The sequence below is a fragment of the Paenibacillus sp. 01L418 genome, assembly GCF_056400045.1.
Map to the genome: position 1 here is coordinate 1 of NZ_JBFTSN010000081.1, position 20,529 is coordinate 20,529.

At 47.0% G+C, this 20,529-nt stretch carries 11 protein-coding genes; 1 reads left to right on the forward strand and 10 read right to left on the reverse strand.

The window, feature by feature from the left end; translation table 11 throughout:
- The 9 genes from AC1DSE_RS13030 to AC1DSE_RS13070 all read right to left on the reverse strand — a co-directional run.
- A partial coding sequence (locus AC1DSE_RS13030) for a X2-like carbohydrate binding domain-containing protein (protein ID WP_477527758.1) occupies window positions 1–5,066 on the reverse strand: 5,066 nt, incomplete at its 3' end.
- A 76-nt stretch (window positions 5,067–5,142) separates the two neighbouring features.
- Window positions 5,143–6,816 carry an extracellular solute-binding protein gene (locus AC1DSE_RS13035; RefSeq protein WP_076270350.1) on the reverse strand — a complete coding sequence of 558 codons (1,674 nt, stop codon included), beginning with the start codon at window positions 6,814–6,816 and terminating at the stop codon, window positions 5,143–5,145.
- A gap of 107 nt (window positions 6,817–6,923) precedes the next feature.
- Window positions 6,924–7,844, reverse strand: a complete 921-nt coding sequence (locus tag AC1DSE_RS13040) for a carbohydrate ABC transporter permease (protein WP_441913403.1) — start codon at window positions 7,842–7,844, stop codon at window positions 6,924–6,926.
- 15 nt (window positions 7,845–7,859) lie between these two features.
- Window positions 7,860–8,813 carry an ABC transporter permease gene (locus AC1DSE_RS13045; protein WP_477527760.1) on the reverse strand — a complete coding sequence of 318 codons (954 nt, stop codon included), beginning with the start codon at window positions 8,811–8,813 and terminating at the stop codon, window positions 7,860–7,862.
- Window positions 8,814–9,054: 241 nt separating this feature from the next.
- On the reverse strand, window positions 9,055–10,695 hold the full coding sequence (locus tag AC1DSE_RS13050) for a type 2 periplasmic-binding domain-containing protein (protein WP_477509987.1): 1,641 nt from the start codon (window positions 10,693–10,695) through the stop codon (window positions 9,055–9,057).
- Between the two features lie 36 nt (window positions 10,696–10,731).
- Window positions 10,732–13,032 carry an AraC family transcriptional regulator gene (locus AC1DSE_RS13055; protein WP_477509986.1) on the reverse strand — a complete coding sequence of 767 codons (2,301 nt, stop codon included), beginning with the start codon at window positions 13,030–13,032 and terminating at the stop codon, window positions 10,732–10,734.
- A gap of 165 nt (window positions 13,033–13,197) precedes the next feature.
- Window positions 13,198–15,519 carry a glycoside hydrolase family 95 protein gene (locus tag AC1DSE_RS13060; protein ID WP_441885512.1) on the reverse strand — a complete coding sequence of 774 codons (2,322 nt, stop codon included), beginning with the start codon at window positions 15,517–15,519 and terminating at the stop codon, window positions 13,198–13,200.
- Window positions 15,520–15,581: 62 nt separating this feature from the next.
- Complete coding sequence (locus AC1DSE_RS13065; RefSeq protein ID WP_441885514.1) at window positions 15,582–16,679, reverse strand: mandelate racemase/muconate lactonizing enzyme family protein; 1,098 nt, start codon at window positions 16,677–16,679, stop codon at window positions 15,582–15,584.
- A 23-nt stretch (window positions 16,680–16,702) separates the two neighbouring features.
- On the reverse strand, window positions 16,703–17,488 hold the full coding sequence (locus AC1DSE_RS13070) for an SDR family NAD(P)-dependent oxidoreductase (RefSeq protein WP_477527759.1): 786 nt from the start codon (window positions 17,486–17,488) through the stop codon (window positions 16,703–16,705).
- A gap of 209 nt (window positions 17,489–17,697) precedes the next feature.
- Here AC1DSE_RS13070 and AC1DSE_RS13075 point away from each other — a divergent pair, with 209 nt between their 5' ends.
- Window positions 17,698–18,561 (forward strand): helix-turn-helix domain-containing protein, encoded by an 864-nt coding sequence (locus AC1DSE_RS13075; protein WP_477509984.1) that lies wholly within the window; start codon window positions 17,698–17,700, stop codon window positions 18,559–18,561.
- A 265-nt stretch (window positions 18,562–18,826) separates the two neighbouring features.
- On the opposite strand, the gene AC1DSE_RS13080 is transcribed toward AC1DSE_RS13075, so the two are convergent.
- Window positions 18,827–20,377 carry an SAM-dependent methyltransferase gene (locus tag AC1DSE_RS13080; RefSeq protein ID WP_477509983.1) on the reverse strand — a complete coding sequence of 517 codons (1,551 nt, stop codon included), beginning with the start codon at window positions 20,375–20,377 and terminating at the stop codon, window positions 18,827–18,829.
- Window positions 20,378–20,529 lie beyond the last annotated feature (152 nt).

The window sequence follows — 20,529 nt, forward strand, 5'->3', positions numbered from 1 at the left end:
ACCGCCATCTCAGCACGGGTAATCTTGTTTTCCGGCCTAAATGTACCATCCTCATAACCATTCATATAAGCGGCACCCAAGCTAGAATCGGCTAAGCCCTCCACATGGACGAGTGAAAAAAGACTAAATTTGTCGACTGTGAATTGAAGGCCCATCTCGCCATTGTCGTTAAACGGTACGATTATGCCCTTCATCAGCTGCTTCGTTCCGTCGCTGTGCTCGATATATACAGCCAGGTCCTTCCGGTCTGCTTCGCTCAGCTTCACATCCTTCAAAGGCAAAATGAGGGTTACATTGCCTTTTGGCATATTCGTTTCAATGCTCATCGGACGGCCTATTATAGATGCCTCTTTATTTCCTGCAACGATCCTTAACATCGCTTCTTTATTCGCTCGACCCGCAATTTCCTGCTTCTTTGCTTCCTCCGTAATCGGTGTAAACCGAATGAACAGATCCTCCAGTGCTGACTGAAGCAAGCCGCTAGCCACCATTATCTTAACGTTTTCTGTCAATATGCCTAAATCAATTTTTGCATCTGCGAACACTTTATTTGCTTCCTTCGGCAGAGTGACAGAAGTTAGCATTACTTCATCCTTCGTATCAGGAATCGTAATATTAACCAATTTGTGTCCTGCTGCTGTGACGCTGTCTACAGCTTTTTGCGCCTGATCAATAGTAATCGGCACATCATCCGTTTTCTTGCCATCCGCTTGTGTCGTACGCGTGATTACAACCTTAGCGGCATTTTCAACATCAATCGTGATGAGCTCCTTAGCTGGAGCATTCGTGATTACGGGTGTCGATGTTGGTGTTATCGATGGTGTTGCCGACGGCGTCGGCGCTATTGTTTCTTCCGGTGTTGCCGTTGGTGTTGCCGTTGCTGTTGCTGTTGGCGCTGTTGTTGGCGTTGCCGTTGGCAACGTCGCCGCATTCACCTCAAACTTCACACCATCCACCAACATATACTCTCCGGATTTTTTAACCGCCTTAATCGTATGAGCGCCATTTGCTAGCCCAGATATGCTGTATACCGCTTGCTGGGTCAGTCTGCTCGCATGATGCGCGCTTACCGTTTCTTTAAATACATTGTCAACGTAGATGTCTATGTCACCTTGAGAAGCTGACTTCGGCGCAATGAATGATATGCCGGTTCCAGTGAATGAATATTCAACATAATCGCCATTCGTCTCCGTCGCGTGCAGGTCATTTTGATAATCGCCTTTATAGGAAATGGCTAAGCTCACCGCTCCATCCGGCTGTGCGGCAAGATATTCTTTTTTAACTGTAATCACACTACCTGATATCGTGTAATCACTGCCCGCCACAAGCATTGCAGCGCCATTCGCAATACCAAGCAGATTGCTGCCATTAATGCTAATCGTTGTCGTTACATCGGCTTGCGCCGTCTTGTCAAAGCTTGCAGCATCCGGACTAATCATATCTGCAACTCTAAACTGTAATTGGTCTAACAGCATATAATACCCGGATTTCTTAACGACCTTAATTTTATGTGTTCCTTCAGACAATCCCTCAATACTATATACCGTCTGCCTAATTTGCCGGCAAGTATTGTACGTGCTGATCGTTTGCTTAAACACGTCATCCACATAAACATCGATATCCCCTTGCGAGGAATCTTTCTCCGTTACGATCTCAATGCCTGTTCCCTCAAACCCATATTCAAAATAATCGTTGTTCGCCTCCGTGTAATGGACATCATCCTTGTAATCGCCTAATCCACGGTTTCTTCCATGCTGCCATGCACCCTTATAAGAGATTCCGCTATCATCATTATTAATAGATACATAGCGGCCTCTAGACGTATCGCTTACTGCGATAGCCAGTATTTGCGCAGCTCCACCGCTAAAAGACAACGTCAGATTGGTCATTCCATTTGGCTTGGCCGCAAGGAATTCCTTCTTAATCGTAAGCTGGTCGCCCGACAACTGATAATCGACGCCTGCCTGCAAAGCCGCCGCACCATCAGCAATACCGCTCAAGCTGTTCCCGTTAAAAGTGAGCTTCGTCCAAATATCTGCTTGTGCATTCGCTCTCTTGTCGAAGCTTAATGCGCTCGGGACCAATGTGCTGTTCTGACCTGTCGTATCACTTACGGCAATGGATAAGTTCTGTGCCATTCCATGATCAAAGCTAAAGCTTAGATTTATCGTGCCAAGCGGCAGTGATGCCAGATACGCTTTATTAATCGTGACTGTATCGTCCAAAACGATATAATCGCTGCCTGCCGCCAACGTCGTTGTGCCATTCGAAATACCGACAAGCATATTTCCATTCAGCGTTAACGTTGTGGCGATATCTGCTTGCATATCTGCCTTCTTATTGAAGCTGGCTGTGACTGGGTTAATTGTGCTGTTAGCAGCAGATGAATCACTTACAGCAATCACCAGCGTCTGCGTCGCTCCGCCATCAAAGGTAAAGATCAAGCTCGCAGTCCCAAGAGGCTGTGCCGCCAAATATTCCTTTTTAAGCGTCACCACATTGCCATCAACCGTATAGTCGGTGCCCGCTATCAAGGCTCCTGAACCATCTGTAATACTGCTTAGGCTGTTTCCATCAACTGTTGTCGAAAGAGTAAAATCAGCCTGCTCCCCATCAGCCTTATCAAACATTCCACTGCTCGCGCTAATTAAATCCGGCACACTAATTCTCAGCTTATCGAGCAGCAGGAAGTAACCAGACTTCTTCACCGCTTTAAGCGTGTGGGTTCCGTTAGTGAGTCCTGTTATGTTGAATACTTGCTGCTGTGCCAGCCTTCCGATGTTGTAGGTGCTGATCGTTCGCTGGAATACGTTGTCCACATAGATGTCTATTTCACCTTGTGAAGGGTCCAGCTCGGTAATGAATTCAATGCCCGTTCCCGTAAACGTATACTCAAAATAATCATTGTTGTTTGCCTCCGCATAATGCACATCATCCATATAATCGCCAAGTCCGCGGTTATAGCTGCGGTTCCAGCCGCCTGTATAGACAATAGACGGATGATCATCATTGATGGATATTGACCCGCCTACAGAAGTATCCCTTACGACTAAGGAGACATGCTGCTCCGCTCCTGCACTGAATGAAAAGGATAACGCTGTCGTTCCAGTAGGAAGCCCCGCTAAATACTCCTTCTTAATTGTCAGCTGGCTTCCTGATACGGTGTAGTCCGTGCCAATTGCCAAAGGGGTTCCTTCATGCTCAGCGCCCGTTAATTCATTGCCGTTTAACGAGGTCGTCAGCGTAATATCAGCCTGAGTGGACAGCTTCTTATCAAAACTCACTGTTGCAGGAGTAACCCTGCTATCCCTTATTGTCGTGTCGTTTACGGTTATGGCAAAGGTCTGTGATGCCCCGCCGCTAAACGCAAACGTTAAATTCGTGATGCCTGCCTGTCTTGCTGCTAGGTACTCTTTTTTAATCGTAACGGTATCACCTGATACGCTGTAATCCGTACCAGACACCAGTACCGTTCCATTGTTTGTGATACTATTCAGTGTATTTCCGTTCAGCGTCATTACCGTCGCAGCATCAGCCTGCTCCGAAGACTTCTTATTGAAGCTTGCCGCAGATGGGCTAATGCTGCTGTTTTGCGCTGTGTTATCCCTTACATCAATAATGAGATTTTGCTTGTCTCCGACTAGCTCCTGCCCGCCGCCACGAACCCAATGGCCTGAATATTTCATTCCGGTATCGTCGTCATTAGCAGCTGCTGTTCCATCCTGTGCCACTACTTTGAACAACCTCGAAGCATGCGAAGCCAAATTTTCATCACTGTATCCAGTCGCAAATGAGCCCAAATCCTCATGGCTCCACAGATCACGGACAGTGGCTGAACCGGTGATGCCAATATCACTCCAATTCACGTTAACCGTCGCAGCAGAGCTGCCGAGATTAAAGAGTCCCACCGTATAGCTTCCATCACCATTATTCGCATACCACACCTGCTGCTCCGTCGCTGTCGATACAGGATGCCCCGGCCTGCCAGCCTGATTGACCGCGATTACTTCTTCATTCGTCAACAGCTCAATGCCGTAATCGTCCAAATTTGTCATGTCATTGCCGATGTATAATTGCGCCGATGAAATCGCCCAGAACGACATCGCCGACATCCGCTCGTCCATCGTGATGCCATCCATTGTTCCATTTCCGATATTCAACGAATCAAAATCATTCCAGCCGCCTGGACCTGCATGACGCCAGAACTGCTCTGCTTTCGGGAATAATCTAGCGATATTAGGCCAAGCCGTTAACCCCCCGTTGCCGCAGTAGCATTCGATATCCCAGTCCACACGCCATCCGTTTGCATACTGCTTCCAGTAATCGATGTATTTGATATCAAGCGCCCAGGAAAGCTCCAGCCAAATTTGGTGGGGAGCCAGCGCCTGCGACCAAGCCTTTACATCGTCACGCGCATCCAGCGAAAGGTCAGAAATGCCTGAGCCTGGCGTCACACTGTCAAATTTCAAAAAGTCGATGCCCCATTCTCCGTAAAGATCGGCAATTGAATTTATGTAGCTCTGCGCGCATGGCTGGCTGAAATCTATTTTGTAGCCAAGCCCCCAATAATCCGACTCCTGAATCGGCTGAGCCGCGATGTCCTTCATCGAGCAGCCGGGAGCGCCATAGATCGGCAGATCCTGATCATAAGCTTGCGGCGATAAGCCTGGAATGCCATACAAGCCGATCTTTTGCCCATTCGCATGGACGTAATCGATCACCTCTTGAAAGCCATTTGGATATAAAGTTGTACTTGGGATTGGCCGCCCATACTCGTCCATTCCGCCATTCCATGCCGCATCGATATTAATATACTCGTAGCCATAAGGCTGAAGCTTCTCATGCATTGCATCCGATTGTGCCTTAATATTGTCTGCGTTAATCCACTGTCCATTGCCCGTATAAACCTGCAAGCTGTAGCTGCTCCAGCCCATATATGGCTTCGCAGCTAATCCATTATTCGCCGCCTCCGCAACATCTGTTTTTGGTATCACGATTCCCAGCTGCGCTGTAATCATCACAACGATTAGCAGCCACAAACGTGATTTCTTCATTATTTGCGTCATTATTTAGCTCCTTTGTTTATGAAATAGGATCAGGCTTTTATCTCGCAATAAAGAACCTGATCCTTTGAAATCACTATTATTTAAATGATTGGTCGTACGCTTTTTGCAAAATTTCGAGATAACGATCTATTTTCAGATCCTTGAGTCCCTTCACGTAACCGTCCCAATCCTTCTCAAGCGATTTATTTCCGGTAATGAATTGAAGCGCATTTTGCTCAATAAACGACTTAATGTTTGTTTGCAAAATGCTTGCCTCATCGATTTCCGCTGAATCAATCCAAATCGCCCACAATGGGAAAAGCTCCTTCGGCTCGTGGCCTTGGTACAATAGCGTCGCTTGATACAATCTGCGCTCATAGTTGGCGGAATCATAAATATCCGTACCTTGAACCCAGCTGTCTCGGTATTCCCTTGGCATGTAGAAGTGAGCCGTTCCGCTCCAACCTGCATTACGAGGCGCTTCGCCTTCAACCGCAGGAATCGTTGCTACCTTCGGGGTAACGCCTTCTCCAAGCGCTACTTCGCCTTCCTTCGGCTTTCTCCAGTCGATGCCTTCCATGCCGGAAGCGCCATTCGTTTGTCCTTCTTCTGTAAACATGTAATCAACCAATTTAATAAGCGCAATTTTTTGTTCTTCAGATGCTTTATTCGTGATTACAAATTTTGCTCCCGGCGCAACGCCGCCGCCATCATGAGTCGCGAACGAGCCATGTGGTCCTGTAAGCGGAGGTACGGGGTTGTAATCAGCTGAGTTTTTGTTGCCCACATCGATGTTTACGAAGATAGCAGGATGCATACCGGCGCCAGCGCCCAAAATTTGAGCATCGCCATTTTCGCCAATCTTTTTGAAAGCTTCCGCGTTTTGTGCAAAGGCGCCCGGATCGATTAAGCCTTCATCGTATAACGATTTAATATACGTTAAGCCTTCTCTCCATTCCGGCTTAAGCGCAGCCGACTCTACTTTACCGTTGGTTAGATTCAAGTAATTGCGGTCATCGTCATAGACAAAACCATTCATGAGGAATGGAATGACGCGTACGCCAAAGTCCTCGATTGAACCGCTTAGCGGCACTTCATCAGCAATGCCATTGCCGTTTGGATCTTGTGTTTTGAACGCTTTTAATACAGCCTTAAACTCTTCAGGCGTTTTGGGCATTTCCAGCTGCAATTTATCCAGCCATTTCGTATTCAACCACATTTTGTTCGGATACGAGCAGTGGAAGCACTGGCTGTAAGCGACAAGTCCGTAAATATTGCCATCGGGTGCCGTGTTGAACGCTCTTAAGTCAGAGTTATTTTCCATGGCTGCTTTAATGTTTGGCGCATATTGCTCGATCAGATCGTTCAGAGGCACCAGCACCCCTTGTTTTCCATACTTCACAACATCAGCCTGCGTGAATTGATCAATGTAGCCAGGAAGCATATACGCATCCGGGTAATCTCCGCTCGCTAATGAAATCTGACGTTTTTCCTTCGCGCCATCCGGAGGTGTCGTTTCAAATTTAAGTTTTATGTTGAATTTCTCTTCTACAAATTTGGTGAATTTATTCGTAGCCATATCGATATTCGGTTCTTGTACCGCAAATATCGTAATTTCAACCGGTGCGGTTGCTCCCGTCTCTTCCGATTGTGCCTTTGGCGTATTTGTTGCCTTATTAGTGTTGGAAGTTCCTTTATTATTCGAGCACGCGGCAAGCACCAAGCTGATCATCAGCATGATTGCGAGCAAACTTACGAGTCTCTTTTTCAAATGTATCGCTCCCTTTTTCGATTTGTGCCATACTTTTGTATTGCAATTACACTACAAATGAACCACCTCCTCTCATGCAAACCAGCGCAGTTTCTGCCTCTTTCCCGTTAGCCTTTGACTGAGCCAACAAGCATCCCTTGTACGAAATAACGCTGTACGAAAGGATAAATAATAAGAACTGGCAGCGTAGCTACTACGATCAGCGAATATTTAAGCAGCTCTGACAGCTGCTGCCTTTCCACTTGCTTCAAGGCATCCGTTACGCTTGCGCTGTTGTTCATAATGATGATGCTCCTCAGAACGAGCTGAAGCGGAAACAACTTCGCTGATTTGAGATAGATTAAGGCATCGAAGTAGGCATTCCATTGACCTACGCCGTACATTAGGAAAAGCACCGCAAGAATGGGCTTGGATAACGGAATAACCACGCTTCGCATAAATCTGATGTCGCTGCAGCCATCGATCTCGCTTGCTTCAAACAATTCATCTGGAATGGACGACTGGAAGAAGGAGCGTGCAATAATCACCTGCCATACCCAAACCGCATTCGGAATGAGCAGCGCCCACCGCGAATCGATCATGCCAAACTCCTTCACCACCATGTACGTCGGAATCAAACCGCCGCTGAAGAGCATGGTGAACGTAATGAGCATCATAATGACGCTGCGGCCAAAAAAGGATTTGCGCGACATCGGATACGCAATCATGACCGTAAGGGCTACACTGATCAACGTTCCTGCTGCGGTATAGAATAGCGAGTTCCCGTACCCTCTCATAATTTCCGGCGTATCGAACAGAACCTTAAAGCCCTTAAAGGAAATATCAACGGGCCACAGCCAGACACGGCCGGAAGTAACGGCTGCCGGGCTGCTGATCGAGCTGCTGATAATATAAATAAGCGGATAAATAACCGCGATCAACACAACCGCCAATATGGCATAAATAATGAACAAAAAAATCTTATCGCCTGTTGAATCCTTAATCGTTTGTCTGATTGGTGCCTGCGATGCTATCTTCGTTGATGCCATAGGCGCACTCCCCTTTTACCAAATGCTTGATTTCATAAACCGTTTGGCCAAACCGTTAACCGTGAACAGCAGCAAGAGATTGATGAATGAATTAAACAAGCCTACCGCTGTAGCGAAGCTGTAATTGGCATTTAACAGCCCAATTTTGTACACGTATGTGGCAATTATTTCGGAATTAACGATATTGAGCTGATTTTGCAGTAAATAAATTTTCTCAAAGCCAATCGCCATTACACTGCCTACGTTTAAGATGAGAATGATCGTAATGGTCGGCAAAATGCCCGGCAAATCAACGTGGACGATTTTCTGAAATCGCGATGCGCCATCCACTTTGGCAGCCTCATAAAGCGTAGGATCGATGCCCGMAAGCGCCGCCAAATAAATGACCGCGGAATAACCAGCCGTCTGCCAAATATCCGACCAAACAAAGATCGATCGGAACATGCTGGCTTCACCAAGAAAGTTGACTGAATCCATGCCGAAGTAGTGGAGCGCCACATTCACAAAGCCTAGCCGCGGCGCCAGAAACATCATAATGATCGATACCATAACGACTGTAGAGATAAAATAAGGAGCGAAGGTGACCAGCTGTACAAGCCGTTTGAAACGGCCATTTCGCACTTCATTAAGCATCAACGCCAAAATAATTGGTATCGGAAACCCCGCGAGCAATAAATAACCGCTGACGTATATGGTGTTCTTGACCAGCGTCCAGAACATCGGATTTTCAAAGAAAAGCCTGAAGTTTTTGAGCCCGACCCATTCGCTGCCCCAAATGCCTTTAATGACGTTGTAATCCTTAAAAGCAAGCACCGCATTCAGCATCGGGTAATATTTAAAAATAAGAAAAAACAATACAGGCGGTATAATGATAAGGTACAGCTGCCAATGCTTCTTGAAGCTTCTGCTCGCTTCATCCGCAAGGCTGCGCTTGCTCTTTTGCTTCAACAGCTTGTTATTCAATACAATCTCTTTTTCCAGAACAATCCCCCCTAGGTAGCTAATGGCCGATGAAATGACAGCGCTTTCTATACGATGATCATAGTAGAAATCCACATTATCCAAACAGGTACATTTGCGTCTTTTAACGTACAATAACCCCTGTTTTCAGGGGGCAAATCGCCGCAGCGGCGTACAATTTTCAGGATTGCTGCTTAGAAACGCAAAAAAACCCGACTGCTCGGGCAGTCGGGTTCTTTCTTATGCATTTCTAGTGCATAGGTTTGTTTTGGTCATATGCTTTTTGCATGATTTCAATAAAACGATCGACCTGCATATTCTCCAGTCCGCTCACGTAGGTATCCCAATCCCTATCCAAATCCAAGTTGCCGGTAATAAATTGAAGCATGCTTTGATCGATGTAATTCATCAAGTTTGTGCTCAGCATCCCCACTTCATCAGCTTGTGCCGAATCAAGCCAAATGTTCCACACCGGAAACATTTCGTCTGGCTCATGTCCCTCATACAGCAGTGTCGCTTCAATAAGCCTTCGCTCATAGCCGTCGGGCGCGTATATGTCTTTGCTTGCGACCCAGCTGTCTCGATAATCTCTTGGCATGTAGAAATGCGCCATCCCGCTCCAGCCGGTGTTCTTTTGCTCAGTGCTTTCGATGGGGATCAATGTCGCAAATTTGGGCTCCAGCCCTTCACCAAGCGCCACCTCATCAGCTACCGGCTTTCGCCAGCCTACGCCTTCAAGACCTGACTGCGCTAGCGTTTGTCCTTCCGGCGTGTACATGTAGTCAACCATTCGAATTAAGGCAATTTGCGCTTCCTTGCTCGCCTTATTCGTAATGACAAATTTAGCACCCGGTGATATTCCTCCGCTGGCAAAGGTAGTATAGGAAGCATACGGCCCCGCAAGCGGCGGCAGCGGTGCATAATCCTTCGTTCGCTCACTCACGAAGATAGCAGGATGCATGGCTGCAGCTGCGCCGAGAATGTCAACATTTGCATTGTCTCCAGCTTTTTTTAGCGCCTCGGCATTTTGAATAAAGGCTCCTGGATCAATTAAGCCCTCGTCATAAAGTGACTTAATATAGGAAATCCCTTCCTTCCATTGCTGCTTATTGGCCGCTGTATCCACCTTCCCATTATTCATATACAAATAATTGCGGTCGTCATCATAAATGAAGCCATTCATCAAATAAGGAACAATATGAACGCCAAAATCTTCCGTCGAGCCGCTCAGCGGAACTTCATCCAATAAACCATTTCCGTTCGGGTCGTTTTGCTTGAACGCTCTCAGCATCTCTTTAAATTCGTCTGTCGTTTTTGGCATATCAAGCCCTAATCGCTGAAGCCACTTCGTGTTTACCCACATTTTGTTTGGATAGGAGCAGTGGAAGCATTCACTATAGGCAACAAGCCCATAAATATTGCCATCAGGAGCTGTATTCAAAGCTTTAAGCTTCGGATCTTTCTCCATCGCGGCTTTAATGTTCGGCGCATATTGCTCTATGAGCTCATTTAACGGCAGTAATACGCTTTGCTTGCCATACTTCAACAAGTCGGATTGTGTGAACTGGTCAATGTAGGCCGTTAAAATATAAGCATCAGGAAAATCGCCGCTTGCAAGTGAAATTTGCCGTTTCTCCTTCGCGCCGTCCATCGAAATAATGTCCCAATTAAATTTGACATTAAATTTATTTTCAAGCAGCCTCGTAAAATCATTTGTTTTTAAATCGATGCTGGTATCCTGCTGGGCGAAAACATTAATCTCGACCGGCTTGTCTATGGAAGCAAGCGAAGCTGCATCCGTATGAGCTGGCTCATTGCTTTGCGAGCACGCGGCAAGCAGTAAAACTACAAGAAGTATAAGCGCAGATAGGCCTGCGATTCTTTTCTTCATTCAAACCCTCTCCTTATCGGTAACTGCGCTGAACGCTTACACTTCGATCGATTGTCGATATGAGCTTGGCGCAACGCCCATGACTCGCTTAAAGGCTCTTCGGAACGAATGAGAGCTGTTGTACCCGACGCGAGCAGCGATTTCATCAACAGTATAAGCGTTCGTCCGTAATAAGGAGGAAGCCTGCTCTATACGAATCATCTCCAAATAGTCAGAGACATTTATATCCGTAACCTCTTTGAACAATTGTGAAATGTATTTCTCCGGCCGCTCCACCCGCTCTGCAATGCGGTATAAGGTCATCTCAGAGTCGCCATAAGCCTCAGCAATAAACTGCTTAATTTCCTCGACGGTTTGAATATGAACATGATTTTTTTTACTGTTGATGACGCTGCATAATGCTTCTACAATACCGATGATCTCCTCCTGAATAGCCGCCATTGGATTAGAAGCTTGAATGCCGATGATTTGATTTTTCAACGCATGCAGCAAATCGGATTCCATGAACGTTTTCTGGTCCAGCAGCTTAAGCAGCGTACCCTTCAGCTCGCCGATCAGCTGCTGCTTCATCTCGATAGAAAGCTGCTTATTTTCCATATTAATATTCATAACCGAATGTACCATCCGCTTTGCCTCATCCGAATCTCCCGCACGAATAGTGCTAATCAAACGCTGCTCAATGTCCATTGGATAATAATATGTCGCTGTTTCAAGCCTAGAGTCCGTAAACCATACGAAGCTCTTTTTGTTGTTAAACTCGGCATACTCGATCGTTTGCTTCGCCTGCTCATAGGAATGGCTAACGTCAAGAATAGTCGTGAACGCATCTCCTAATGCTGCAGTGACCGAAATCTTATACTCCCTATAGGCGATATCGGACAGCTTCTCAAGAATATGACTCATTCGCAGCTTAGCTGCTTCGACTCCATACTCCCCTTCCATGGTCGTAATAATCGTCACAATTCGATCCGAGCCAAGATCCGTCATATGCAGCTGGCTGTCCAGATCGATTAACGCCTTTTTCAAAATGAGTCTTGCTGCATACAGCTCGTTCAGTATTTCTACGTTGTCCATGCCGGAGTATCCATTAATCTGCAAAATACCGACATAACCCTCATTCGTATCAAACCTCGTATCCGCCTGTACAGCCGCTGCCGTAATTTCCTCAGTGGTGTGAAATTCCCCAGCAATTAACCGTTTCAAGAAACCATCTCTAACTAAAGGAAGCTGCCGTTTTAATTCCGTCTCCAGGTGGCGATTGCTCGTAATGATGCTCGATATATTGCCCTGCAAAAAATCATATTCGTTTCGGCCCGTAATGCCATCCTTGCCAAACTGCTCCTTCATTACCGTAAGCAGCCTATTCATTGGTGCGCTGTTTCGGTAGGACAGGAGCAGACCAGCCAGCAGGCCGAGAAGTAAAGCGATGCCGGTCACAAGCCAAGTAATATGTTTAATTTGATTTGCGTTTTCCATCAGCACCTGCTTTGGAATTCCCGCTCGATAGGTCCAACCATTTTTTTCGGAATGAATCGTAATGACGAGATCGTTATTATAAAATTGGCTAACTTTGTCTTGGATGAGGCGTGAATCCGAAGACAGCAGCTTAGCATTTTCCTCGCTAATTCCGCGTAGTCCAACTGTATTCCCTTGTGCATCGCTAATATGAGCCCAGCCGCCGTAACGATCCTCTACTCCCGCGAGCAGGCTAGATATGTTTTCTTCATCAATCATGACGACCACAGTAGCAGGTGATGAGCCGCTAAAGCTGTCCAAAGGGAGCGACTGCATATACGTAACGACGGAGGATTGTTTGGCATTGCTAGTAAAGGAGCGAAGAGGCATAATTTCACTTCGGTGAGTTTTGTCCAGTACTGTTTCCTTCCATTCCGCGAGCGTAAGATCGTTATAATGAAAGTTCTGATAATAATGTTCGGGACGGAAATAGGCGGAGCCCTGCGTAAAGATCACATCATAGTTATTTAAGTAGATAAAATAGTTTTGCAAGAAATCATTTGTCTGGCTAAACGGCGTTACTTGTCTCACCATGCTCCAAATGCCATAGACGTTGACGATGTCGCCTTTTTTCTGCTCATTCATTAATTTATTTAAATCAGGATTCAAAGCGAGCTGCCTTGTGAAGCCCTCAACCTCAACCATCCTTCTCTCCAAAATATCCTGGCTCCGCTGCAGCAATGTGACGCTATTCTCAATGGAAATGGATTGTGTCACCGAGATTGAAGTACGATAGGAAACGTAACCTGCTATGCTTGGAATGACCAAGATAATAAGATATGAAATGAGAAATTTCCGAAAAATGGTTGAGTACTTTGGCACGGTCAACCCACCTCCCTTGATTGTTAGCGCTTTCATAACATAGGCAGTACAGAAGCCTAGAAGCAACGAAAGAGCTTCGCTCATTTATAATAACTTACTGACGCGAAAAGACAACTACTATTAAAAACAAGTAGTTGTCTTATTCACTGACTAGGCTCATTCCGTTTAAGCTTCTTGCTGTACTAGAGCTTTCAAGTCTTTATCGAATCGATATACGCGGCCGGGCATCAAAGAGACTTGCACTTCCTGCTCACCGAATCTTACGACCGTTTCCCCTGCAGAGAAAGCTTGAATCGTTACTTCAGTCAGCACGCCATTTTCCCACGAGACGTCAACCTCTACATTTCCTTTGGCACGCAGTCCTTTGTATGACCCTTTGTTCCAGACAGCCGGAAGCGCTGGAAGTAAGTGAATTTCGCCCGGCTGGCTTTGAAGGAGTAGATCCGCTACCGCCGCGGTTCCGCCATAATTGCCGTCGATGACAAAAATATTCGTCTCCGCTCCGGCTACACCCGCCTTGGAATAGGTCAGCATATTATCGAAGCACAGCTCTCCAATTAAATGAGTGATATGCTTTAGCGCACGATCTCCTTCGTACAATCTGGAGAAGCCGGTGGCGAACAGTACAGCTGTAAATTCAATATCCTCCAGCTCATCGGTCTGCATCCGGCCAATCAACGTTTGCTTAGCGGCAGCACTCAGCTCCGGCGTCTTCCGCGGCGTAATTTGATTGCTCGGGTATAAGCCAAATAGATGAGCAAGGTGGCGATGCTCCGGCTGCGCCTCCTCATAATCCTCGAGCCATTCCTGCAGCTGTCCTTTTTTTCCGATCATGAGAGGCGGCATCAGCAATAACGCTTGCTCCAGCTTCTCTTGGAACTCAGAATCCATTTGCAGCAGCTTCGCCGACTCTAGGCAAAAGGTGAACAAATCCCATATCAGCTGCTGGTCCATCGTCGAGCCCATCGACAGCTGCTGAGCTTCATCCTTGCTGCCGCTCGGATAAAAGCTGTTCTCAGGCGAATTGGACGGTCCGGTTACGAGCCAGCCATAAGTAGGGTGCACAGTCATATAATCGAGGAAAAAGACCGCCGATTCCTTCATAACGGGATACGCCTGCTTCATTAGGAAATCGCGGTCAAGCCCATACTCATAATGCTCCTTCAAATGCATCGCAATCCATAATCCGCCTGTTACATTCAGTCCCCAGCCCGTCTCCCAGCCCGGAGCCGAGAAGCCCCAAGCATTCGAGAACACATGCGCCACCCAGCCCTCGCTTCCGTAGAAATCCTGAGCCGCTTGCCTGCCTGCGACAGATAAACGTTCAATATAATTCATCAAAGGTACATGGCATTCCGCCAAATTGCTTATTTCCGTCGGGTAATAGTTCATTTCCGTGTTGATATCCAAGTGGTAGTCGCAGCTCCAAGCCATGCGATTCGCTTCGCCATCGTTCCACACGCCTTGCAAATGCAGCGGCAGCGGCGAATCCTCGCGCGAGCCTGCAATCGTTAGATAACGGCCGTATTGGAAAAATAAAGCGACTAAATCCGGATCATCATACTGCCCGTTCCGAAGCTGCTTCATCCGCTCGTCTGTTGGTAGCTTCGCACTCGCCGTATCGCCTAAATCAAGGGTCACACGAGCGTACAAATCGCGATAATCTACAATATGATCCGCTCTTAGGCGCTCATAACCTTTGGCAATAGCATCGTTAATTTGCGCATGGCATTCCGAAGCCCAATTCTCATCTGTCCTGCCATAATCCGTATTCACCGCAAAATATATAAACGCCTCATCCGCTTGCGATACCTTGATTTCATTACCAGTGGTTTCGATAATGCCGCCCACGGCAACGACCTTAACCATACCCTCGCAAAACACACCACATTTTCCGTTGCTGTGCACATCTTCCGTCGCTTGGCCGCGGAATCCAATTGCATCGTCATCCGCAGCTGTCGTTGCAAAATCTCCGGTTCTTCCTTGAATGCTCAGCGAGAAGGATATTGCCCCTTTTAACTCACTCTTTATGCGTGATACAACAATACCATCGGCATGCGTTGCGAACGTTTCACGTGTTATTTTGCCGCCTGAGCTTGTATAGGAAGTTTGCACAATTGCCTTTTCCAAGCTTAACTCACGTACAAGATCTTCCCCTTGCTGCTCGAAGCGCAAATTGATATCGCACACAGATAGGTTTGTGCCAAAGTTTTGCTTATTCGGCTGCAGCCCTTGCTTAGCAAGCCGGTCTCCCTCGCTATAATTGCCCTTGAAAAACTGCTCTCTCATCTGCTCCAGATTGGCTTTCGGGTTTCCATTTCCTTGAATGCGCTCCACTTGACCCGACCAGTAAGTAATTTCTGTCATGTTCCATGTTTCGCTTTCTATTCCACCGTGAATGACCGCGCCTATTCTTCCATTCCCTATCGGCAGTCCTTGCTTCCAATCCGTTGCTGGCCCTGAATACCAAAGCTTTGAATGATTCATGCAGTCCCCATCCTTTAGTTATAAGATTCGTGTAACAATTGAATTGTCAATTTCCCTGCTATCTATCGAATACGGAATTCATTAAAATATTTAGGAATGATTTCAGTGGAAGCGCCCGGCAGCTCCGGCAGCACATATTGTCCATTCTTGACGGTTGCCGGTTCAACAAAGATCGTTCTGATCCAAGGGATATACTCAAGCATCATTGCCCCCGGCGTAGCCGCCACCAAATGCTGGTGAATTTGTCCCATATCGCCGACATGCGGGCAGATTGGTATGTCGTACGAAGCGGCCAGCCCCGCGACCTGCAGCCACTCCGTAATACCCGCTACCCGCGTAACATCAACCTGACAATATTCGATAGCGCCTTGATGAATATAATCACGGAACGCATATTTCGAGTACACATGCTCACCGAGTGCAATCGGAACATTTAGTGCATCCGCCAGCTTCTTGTGACCTAGAATATCATCAGGATTAAGCGGCTCCTCCAGCCAAAATAAATCAAATTCCTCCAGCTTCTTGCCCCAGGTCATCGCCGTATTAATATTCCATTGCTGATTAACGTCGATCATAAAGATCACCTGATCGCCAATCGCTTTGCGCACCGCCTTCACTCGGTCATAATCTTCATGTGGATCGGACTTGCCAACCTTAATCTTCACCCCTGTAAACCCCTGCTCGACAATGTCCGTGACATCCTTCAGCAAACGCTCCTTCGACCAGTTCAACCAGCCGCCGTTCGTGTTATAGGCTTTAATGCCTTTTGATTTATGTCCGCCAAGGTACTGCCATAACGGCTTGTTGGACGCCTTCGACATAATGTCCCATAACGCAATATCCACAGCAGCAAGCGCCATATGCGTAATGCCTGCCCGTCCGATCCAGTGCATTTTGCCATACCGCAGCGTCTCCCAAATCTCCTTTACCATAAAAGGGTCCTTGCCGATCAGCTCCGGAGCGTAATAACGTTCAATCGTGTCGACGATCATATCATCGCCATGGGCGCAGGTTCCTGTGTAGCCGTATCCGACGTAACCTTCATCTGTAAAGATCCGAACGCCTGACAGTCCCCAATGCGTCGCCACATTAATCGCATCCGTTATTGGCGGGTCGATGGGCACATGAAGTACGAATGTTTCCACTTTTGTGATTTTCATCGTTTGTACTCCCTTCCTTTTGTTTAATAGCCTAGCGAAGCCCCACCCTCAACCGGAAGAGCTACACCCGTTATGAAAGACGCCTGCTGGGAAGCCAAATACAGTACCGACTGCGCGATCTCCTCCGAGGTTGCCGATCGGCCAAGCGGATGCATCGTATTCAGCGCATCCAGCGCTGCTGCTTGATCAGGCTGCTGTCTCAGCCAATCTTCCAATAAAGGCGTCATCACACCGGCCGGACACACACAGTTGACTCTTACACCATCCGCTGCAAAATCGAGCGCCAATGACTTCGTCAGCGCAATAACCGCTCCTTTGGAAGCAGCATAAATCGGATTATTCCGCTGCCCGATAAGACCGTTCAGCGAAGCCATATTCACAATCGCGCCTTTGGTCTGCCGCAATAGCGGAATCGCATGCTTGATCATCAGATACACGCCCTTCAAATTTACCGCAAGAACATGGTCAAATGACTGCTCATCGATTTCCTCAAGCGGCTTTGGCAGAATAACCGCTGCATTGTTATACAGAACATCGAGCTTGCCGAATGTCTGAACCGTTTCTTTCATAAGCGCTTCAACCGCACTCTCACGCGATACATCCGTCTGAATTGCCCGCGCACTTCTATATGGAAGCCCTTTCAAAAATCCTTGTTGTTTATTGATTTCATCAGCCACGCGCTGCCCTTCATGCTCATTCCAATCTGCTATGACGACTTGTGCGCCTTCTGCCGCGAACAACCGTGCGCTTTCCTCGCCGATACCAGAACCGCCGCCGGTTATAAGCACAACCTTATCTTTAAATCTCAAAGGCATTCCTCCATGTACATGCAAAAGTTAAGCTAGCTAAAGAAAAGATTTATGTTGTTAATTGATCCACATCAGCTATTGCTGTTCATTCCCTAATATTTTTGTTATTGTATCATCTATACAGGAACGTGTATTTGATCAGACATCCATTAAGTTGACAATTCATCCGCTAAATTTTATATGAATATACCAAAGAAAAGGGTGTTCGCTTGAAGAAGCTGAACGAGATCACGCCTCATGTCGGAGATTCCATGTATTACCTTTATGATGGCAGCTCCAATGAGAAGCTGCGCATTTGCAGTGTTTATGCTTTTCATTTATTTACAGATGGTCCCGGGGAAATGGAGATTGACGGCAAGAAATACCCCATCAACAATCGAACGCTGATCTTTCTTAGGCCAGAGCAGCCTCACGCCTTCCATATTTCATCCGACCATCCGCTGTCCTCCTACAATTTGTATTGTGATCTCTGGAATCAGAGTGATCCCGTCTCTGCCAATCGAACGTTCATCTACGACCCGGAGCCGTTCGAGCTGAATACCGTCGCCCCTTCCATGGCATGTGATGAACTCGACAGCCTGCCATGCGTATTTTCCTTGCAGCCTTATCCAGAGCTGTACGATTCCTTCTTAATGCTCGCTAAGCTGTATAATGATTCGCAATTTTACCGAACAGAGATGATGAACAGCTTGCTCTATGCTTGGATTCTGAACTGGTACAATACGATTCATACGCACCAGCCTACCGACTATCGCATCGTCCGCTTGCTCACGCATCTAAATGCTCATCCTGAGAAACGCGAGTCCGTCGAGACATGGTGGGAATTTTGCGGGCTGAAGCGAACCTACTTTCATGCTTTGTTTTTACGAGAAACCGGACTCACGCCAAAAGCCTACCATCACAAGCTGCTCATGAGACGCGCTTCCCATCTCTTGCTCGAAAGCGAGTTGAGCGTTACCGCCATTGCCGAGAAGCTTGGTTATGCCTCTATCCATCCTTTTACACGCCATTTCAGTGCCTTCTATGGCACCAGCCCAAAGCATTACCGCATGCAGCCTCAGTCAGAGAAATGACCACTACCAATATGCAGCAACGAAAAAAGCTGGAAGCACGTATATGTGCTTCCAGCCATAAAACAGGATATGTTGTTCGTCCGTAAGCACACATACGWGCTTATTRCRCCAATTCGACGTRYSCGCAACAAYGAAAAATGGCTGTAAGCACWCATTTGCGCTTACAGCCTCAAAATAGCCTATGTAGCTCGTCCGTAAGCACACATACGTGCTTATTACRCCAATTCGACGTGTGCGCAACAACGAAAAATGGCTGTCACGCCTCTTATTTGAAGGCAGTCAACAACGACTTCGCTTCCTCATGTTCTGGCTCCATCGCCAAAACTTGATGCGCATATTGTAATGCTTCTGGCTCTTCGCCCTCTTCATAGCAGCAAATCGCCAGCTTGTAGAGTGCATCCACAGTCGTCTTGCCAGCCTCCATCGAACGCTCCAAATATAGCCTCGCATCCGCATACAGCTCCAGCTCATAAAGCAGACTTCCGCATGCCAAAGCCAAATGGTGCTGTTCATTCATCGGATAATAGCCCGCCCACATCATTTGCATACCCTGCCGAAGATCATCGGCTTCTTCGTCGCTGCTATCTGGCAGCAGCGACTGTATGCGCTCAGCGCTTTGAATGAACAATTGCGCATCGTAGCGGCTCAGTCGCCAGAAAGCTAAAATGGCGTACATCTCTAGCGATTCCAAATGCTCGTCAAACCATAGCTTCATGCTAAAAAAATCATCCGGTCCAAAACGTTCGACAAAACGACGATAAGCTAAGCGTGTGTTCGCATAGGTCGCTGGCTTCTCCAGCATGATGATGCAGCCTACATTCAAATTTTTATAATGATGGTTAGTAAAATAGGACAATGCGCCTTTTTGTTCAAAAACATGCTGTATCGCATGATAATTGGCCGTGAGCGAAAAGCTGCCGTGATGAATCAGTTCGGGCGGCTCAGCAAATGCCCAGTTCTCCATTCGGTGATCGCCTTTATCGGCTGTAAGCAGTACAAATCCCGCTTGTGATAACCGTCCAAGCCGTTCAAGACAATCCATCCCAATCTCCGGGAAGAGGATATGCGAATCCTCAAGCTGCTGCTTATACAGCTCAATCACATTCCGATAGGGGTACGATTGCTCTTCATACTCGGCTGCTCTTCGGTAATGATACTCGGGCTCTATGCTCACCAGCATGTCCGATACATCTATGCCATCCGCCTCAGCAGCAGGTACCGCGAAGGACACTTTACATTCAAAAATATGACCTTCATCCACATAAATGAGCTCTTGCGGAATGCTGTCAAAAAAATAATTGGCAACAAGCAGCAGCGGCTGCTTCAGATCTGCCTGCTTTATCGTGACACCCGATTCCGTCAATCGAAGCTCTGTATCACGTACCGCGTCAAACTTAGCGAAATCGAGTATGCCTTGCTGGACAAATGGCTGTAAGCGTTCATGCTGCTGCCAATAGTCAATATTTTTGACTGGCAAATCACTCATGATGTAACGAAACGGCGGAAGCTCCATACCAGCAAAATCTATCAGCTCACATAATGCCGTCAGCACTTGATAGGCTAGTCGACCCGAGCCTGCTCCAAGCTCAAGGATCGTAATCGGTTCCTCCGATATGCCACCTAACCTTGCTCTATCCTGTAAAAATCCGAATATGATCTCTGCATAAGCAGACGCGATCACAGGATTGTTCGTAATGTACTGCGGCACTTCATCATTTTGCCACGCCTCGATGCCCTGCTCTTCAAAATAAGCGCGCTGCAGCTCCCAAATAGGCGCTTCACTAAATCGATAAATCGGCTGATCGCTATTATTCATTCTTTTAAACCTACTTTGCTTAATGTAATAAAAGGATTAAACAAGCCTTACCCAAATATCCTAGGTCAAATCCATCCGCTTTAAACCTAGCATCTGTATGCAGCCTTGTCTACTCTTGCCTTAATGAACCAGCGAAACGGTTTCACCTACCC

What these genes read in the sequence shown, in the direction of transcription:
- AC1DSE_RS13040 (WP_441913403.1), bottom strand. Translation starts at nt 7,844, where the DNA reads ATGGCATCAACGAAGATAGCATCGCAGGCACCAATCAGACAAACGATT.
- AC1DSE_RS13050 (WP_477509987.1), bottom strand. Translation starts at nt 10,695, where the DNA reads ATGAAGAAAAGAATCGCAGGCCTATCTGCGCTTATACTTCTTGTAGTT.
- AC1DSE_RS13060 (WP_441885512.1), bottom strand. Translation starts at nt 15,519, where the DNA reads ATGAATCATTCAAAGCTTTGGTATTCAGGGCCAGCAACGGATTGGAAG.
- AC1DSE_RS13065 (WP_441885514.1), bottom strand. Translation starts at nt 16,679, where the DNA reads ATGAAAATCACAAAAGTGGAAACATTCGTACTTCATGTGCCCATCGAC.
- AC1DSE_RS13080 (WP_477509983.1), bottom strand. Translation starts at nt 20,377, where the DNA reads ATGAATAATAGCGATCAGCCGATTTATCGATTTAGTGAAGCGCCTATT.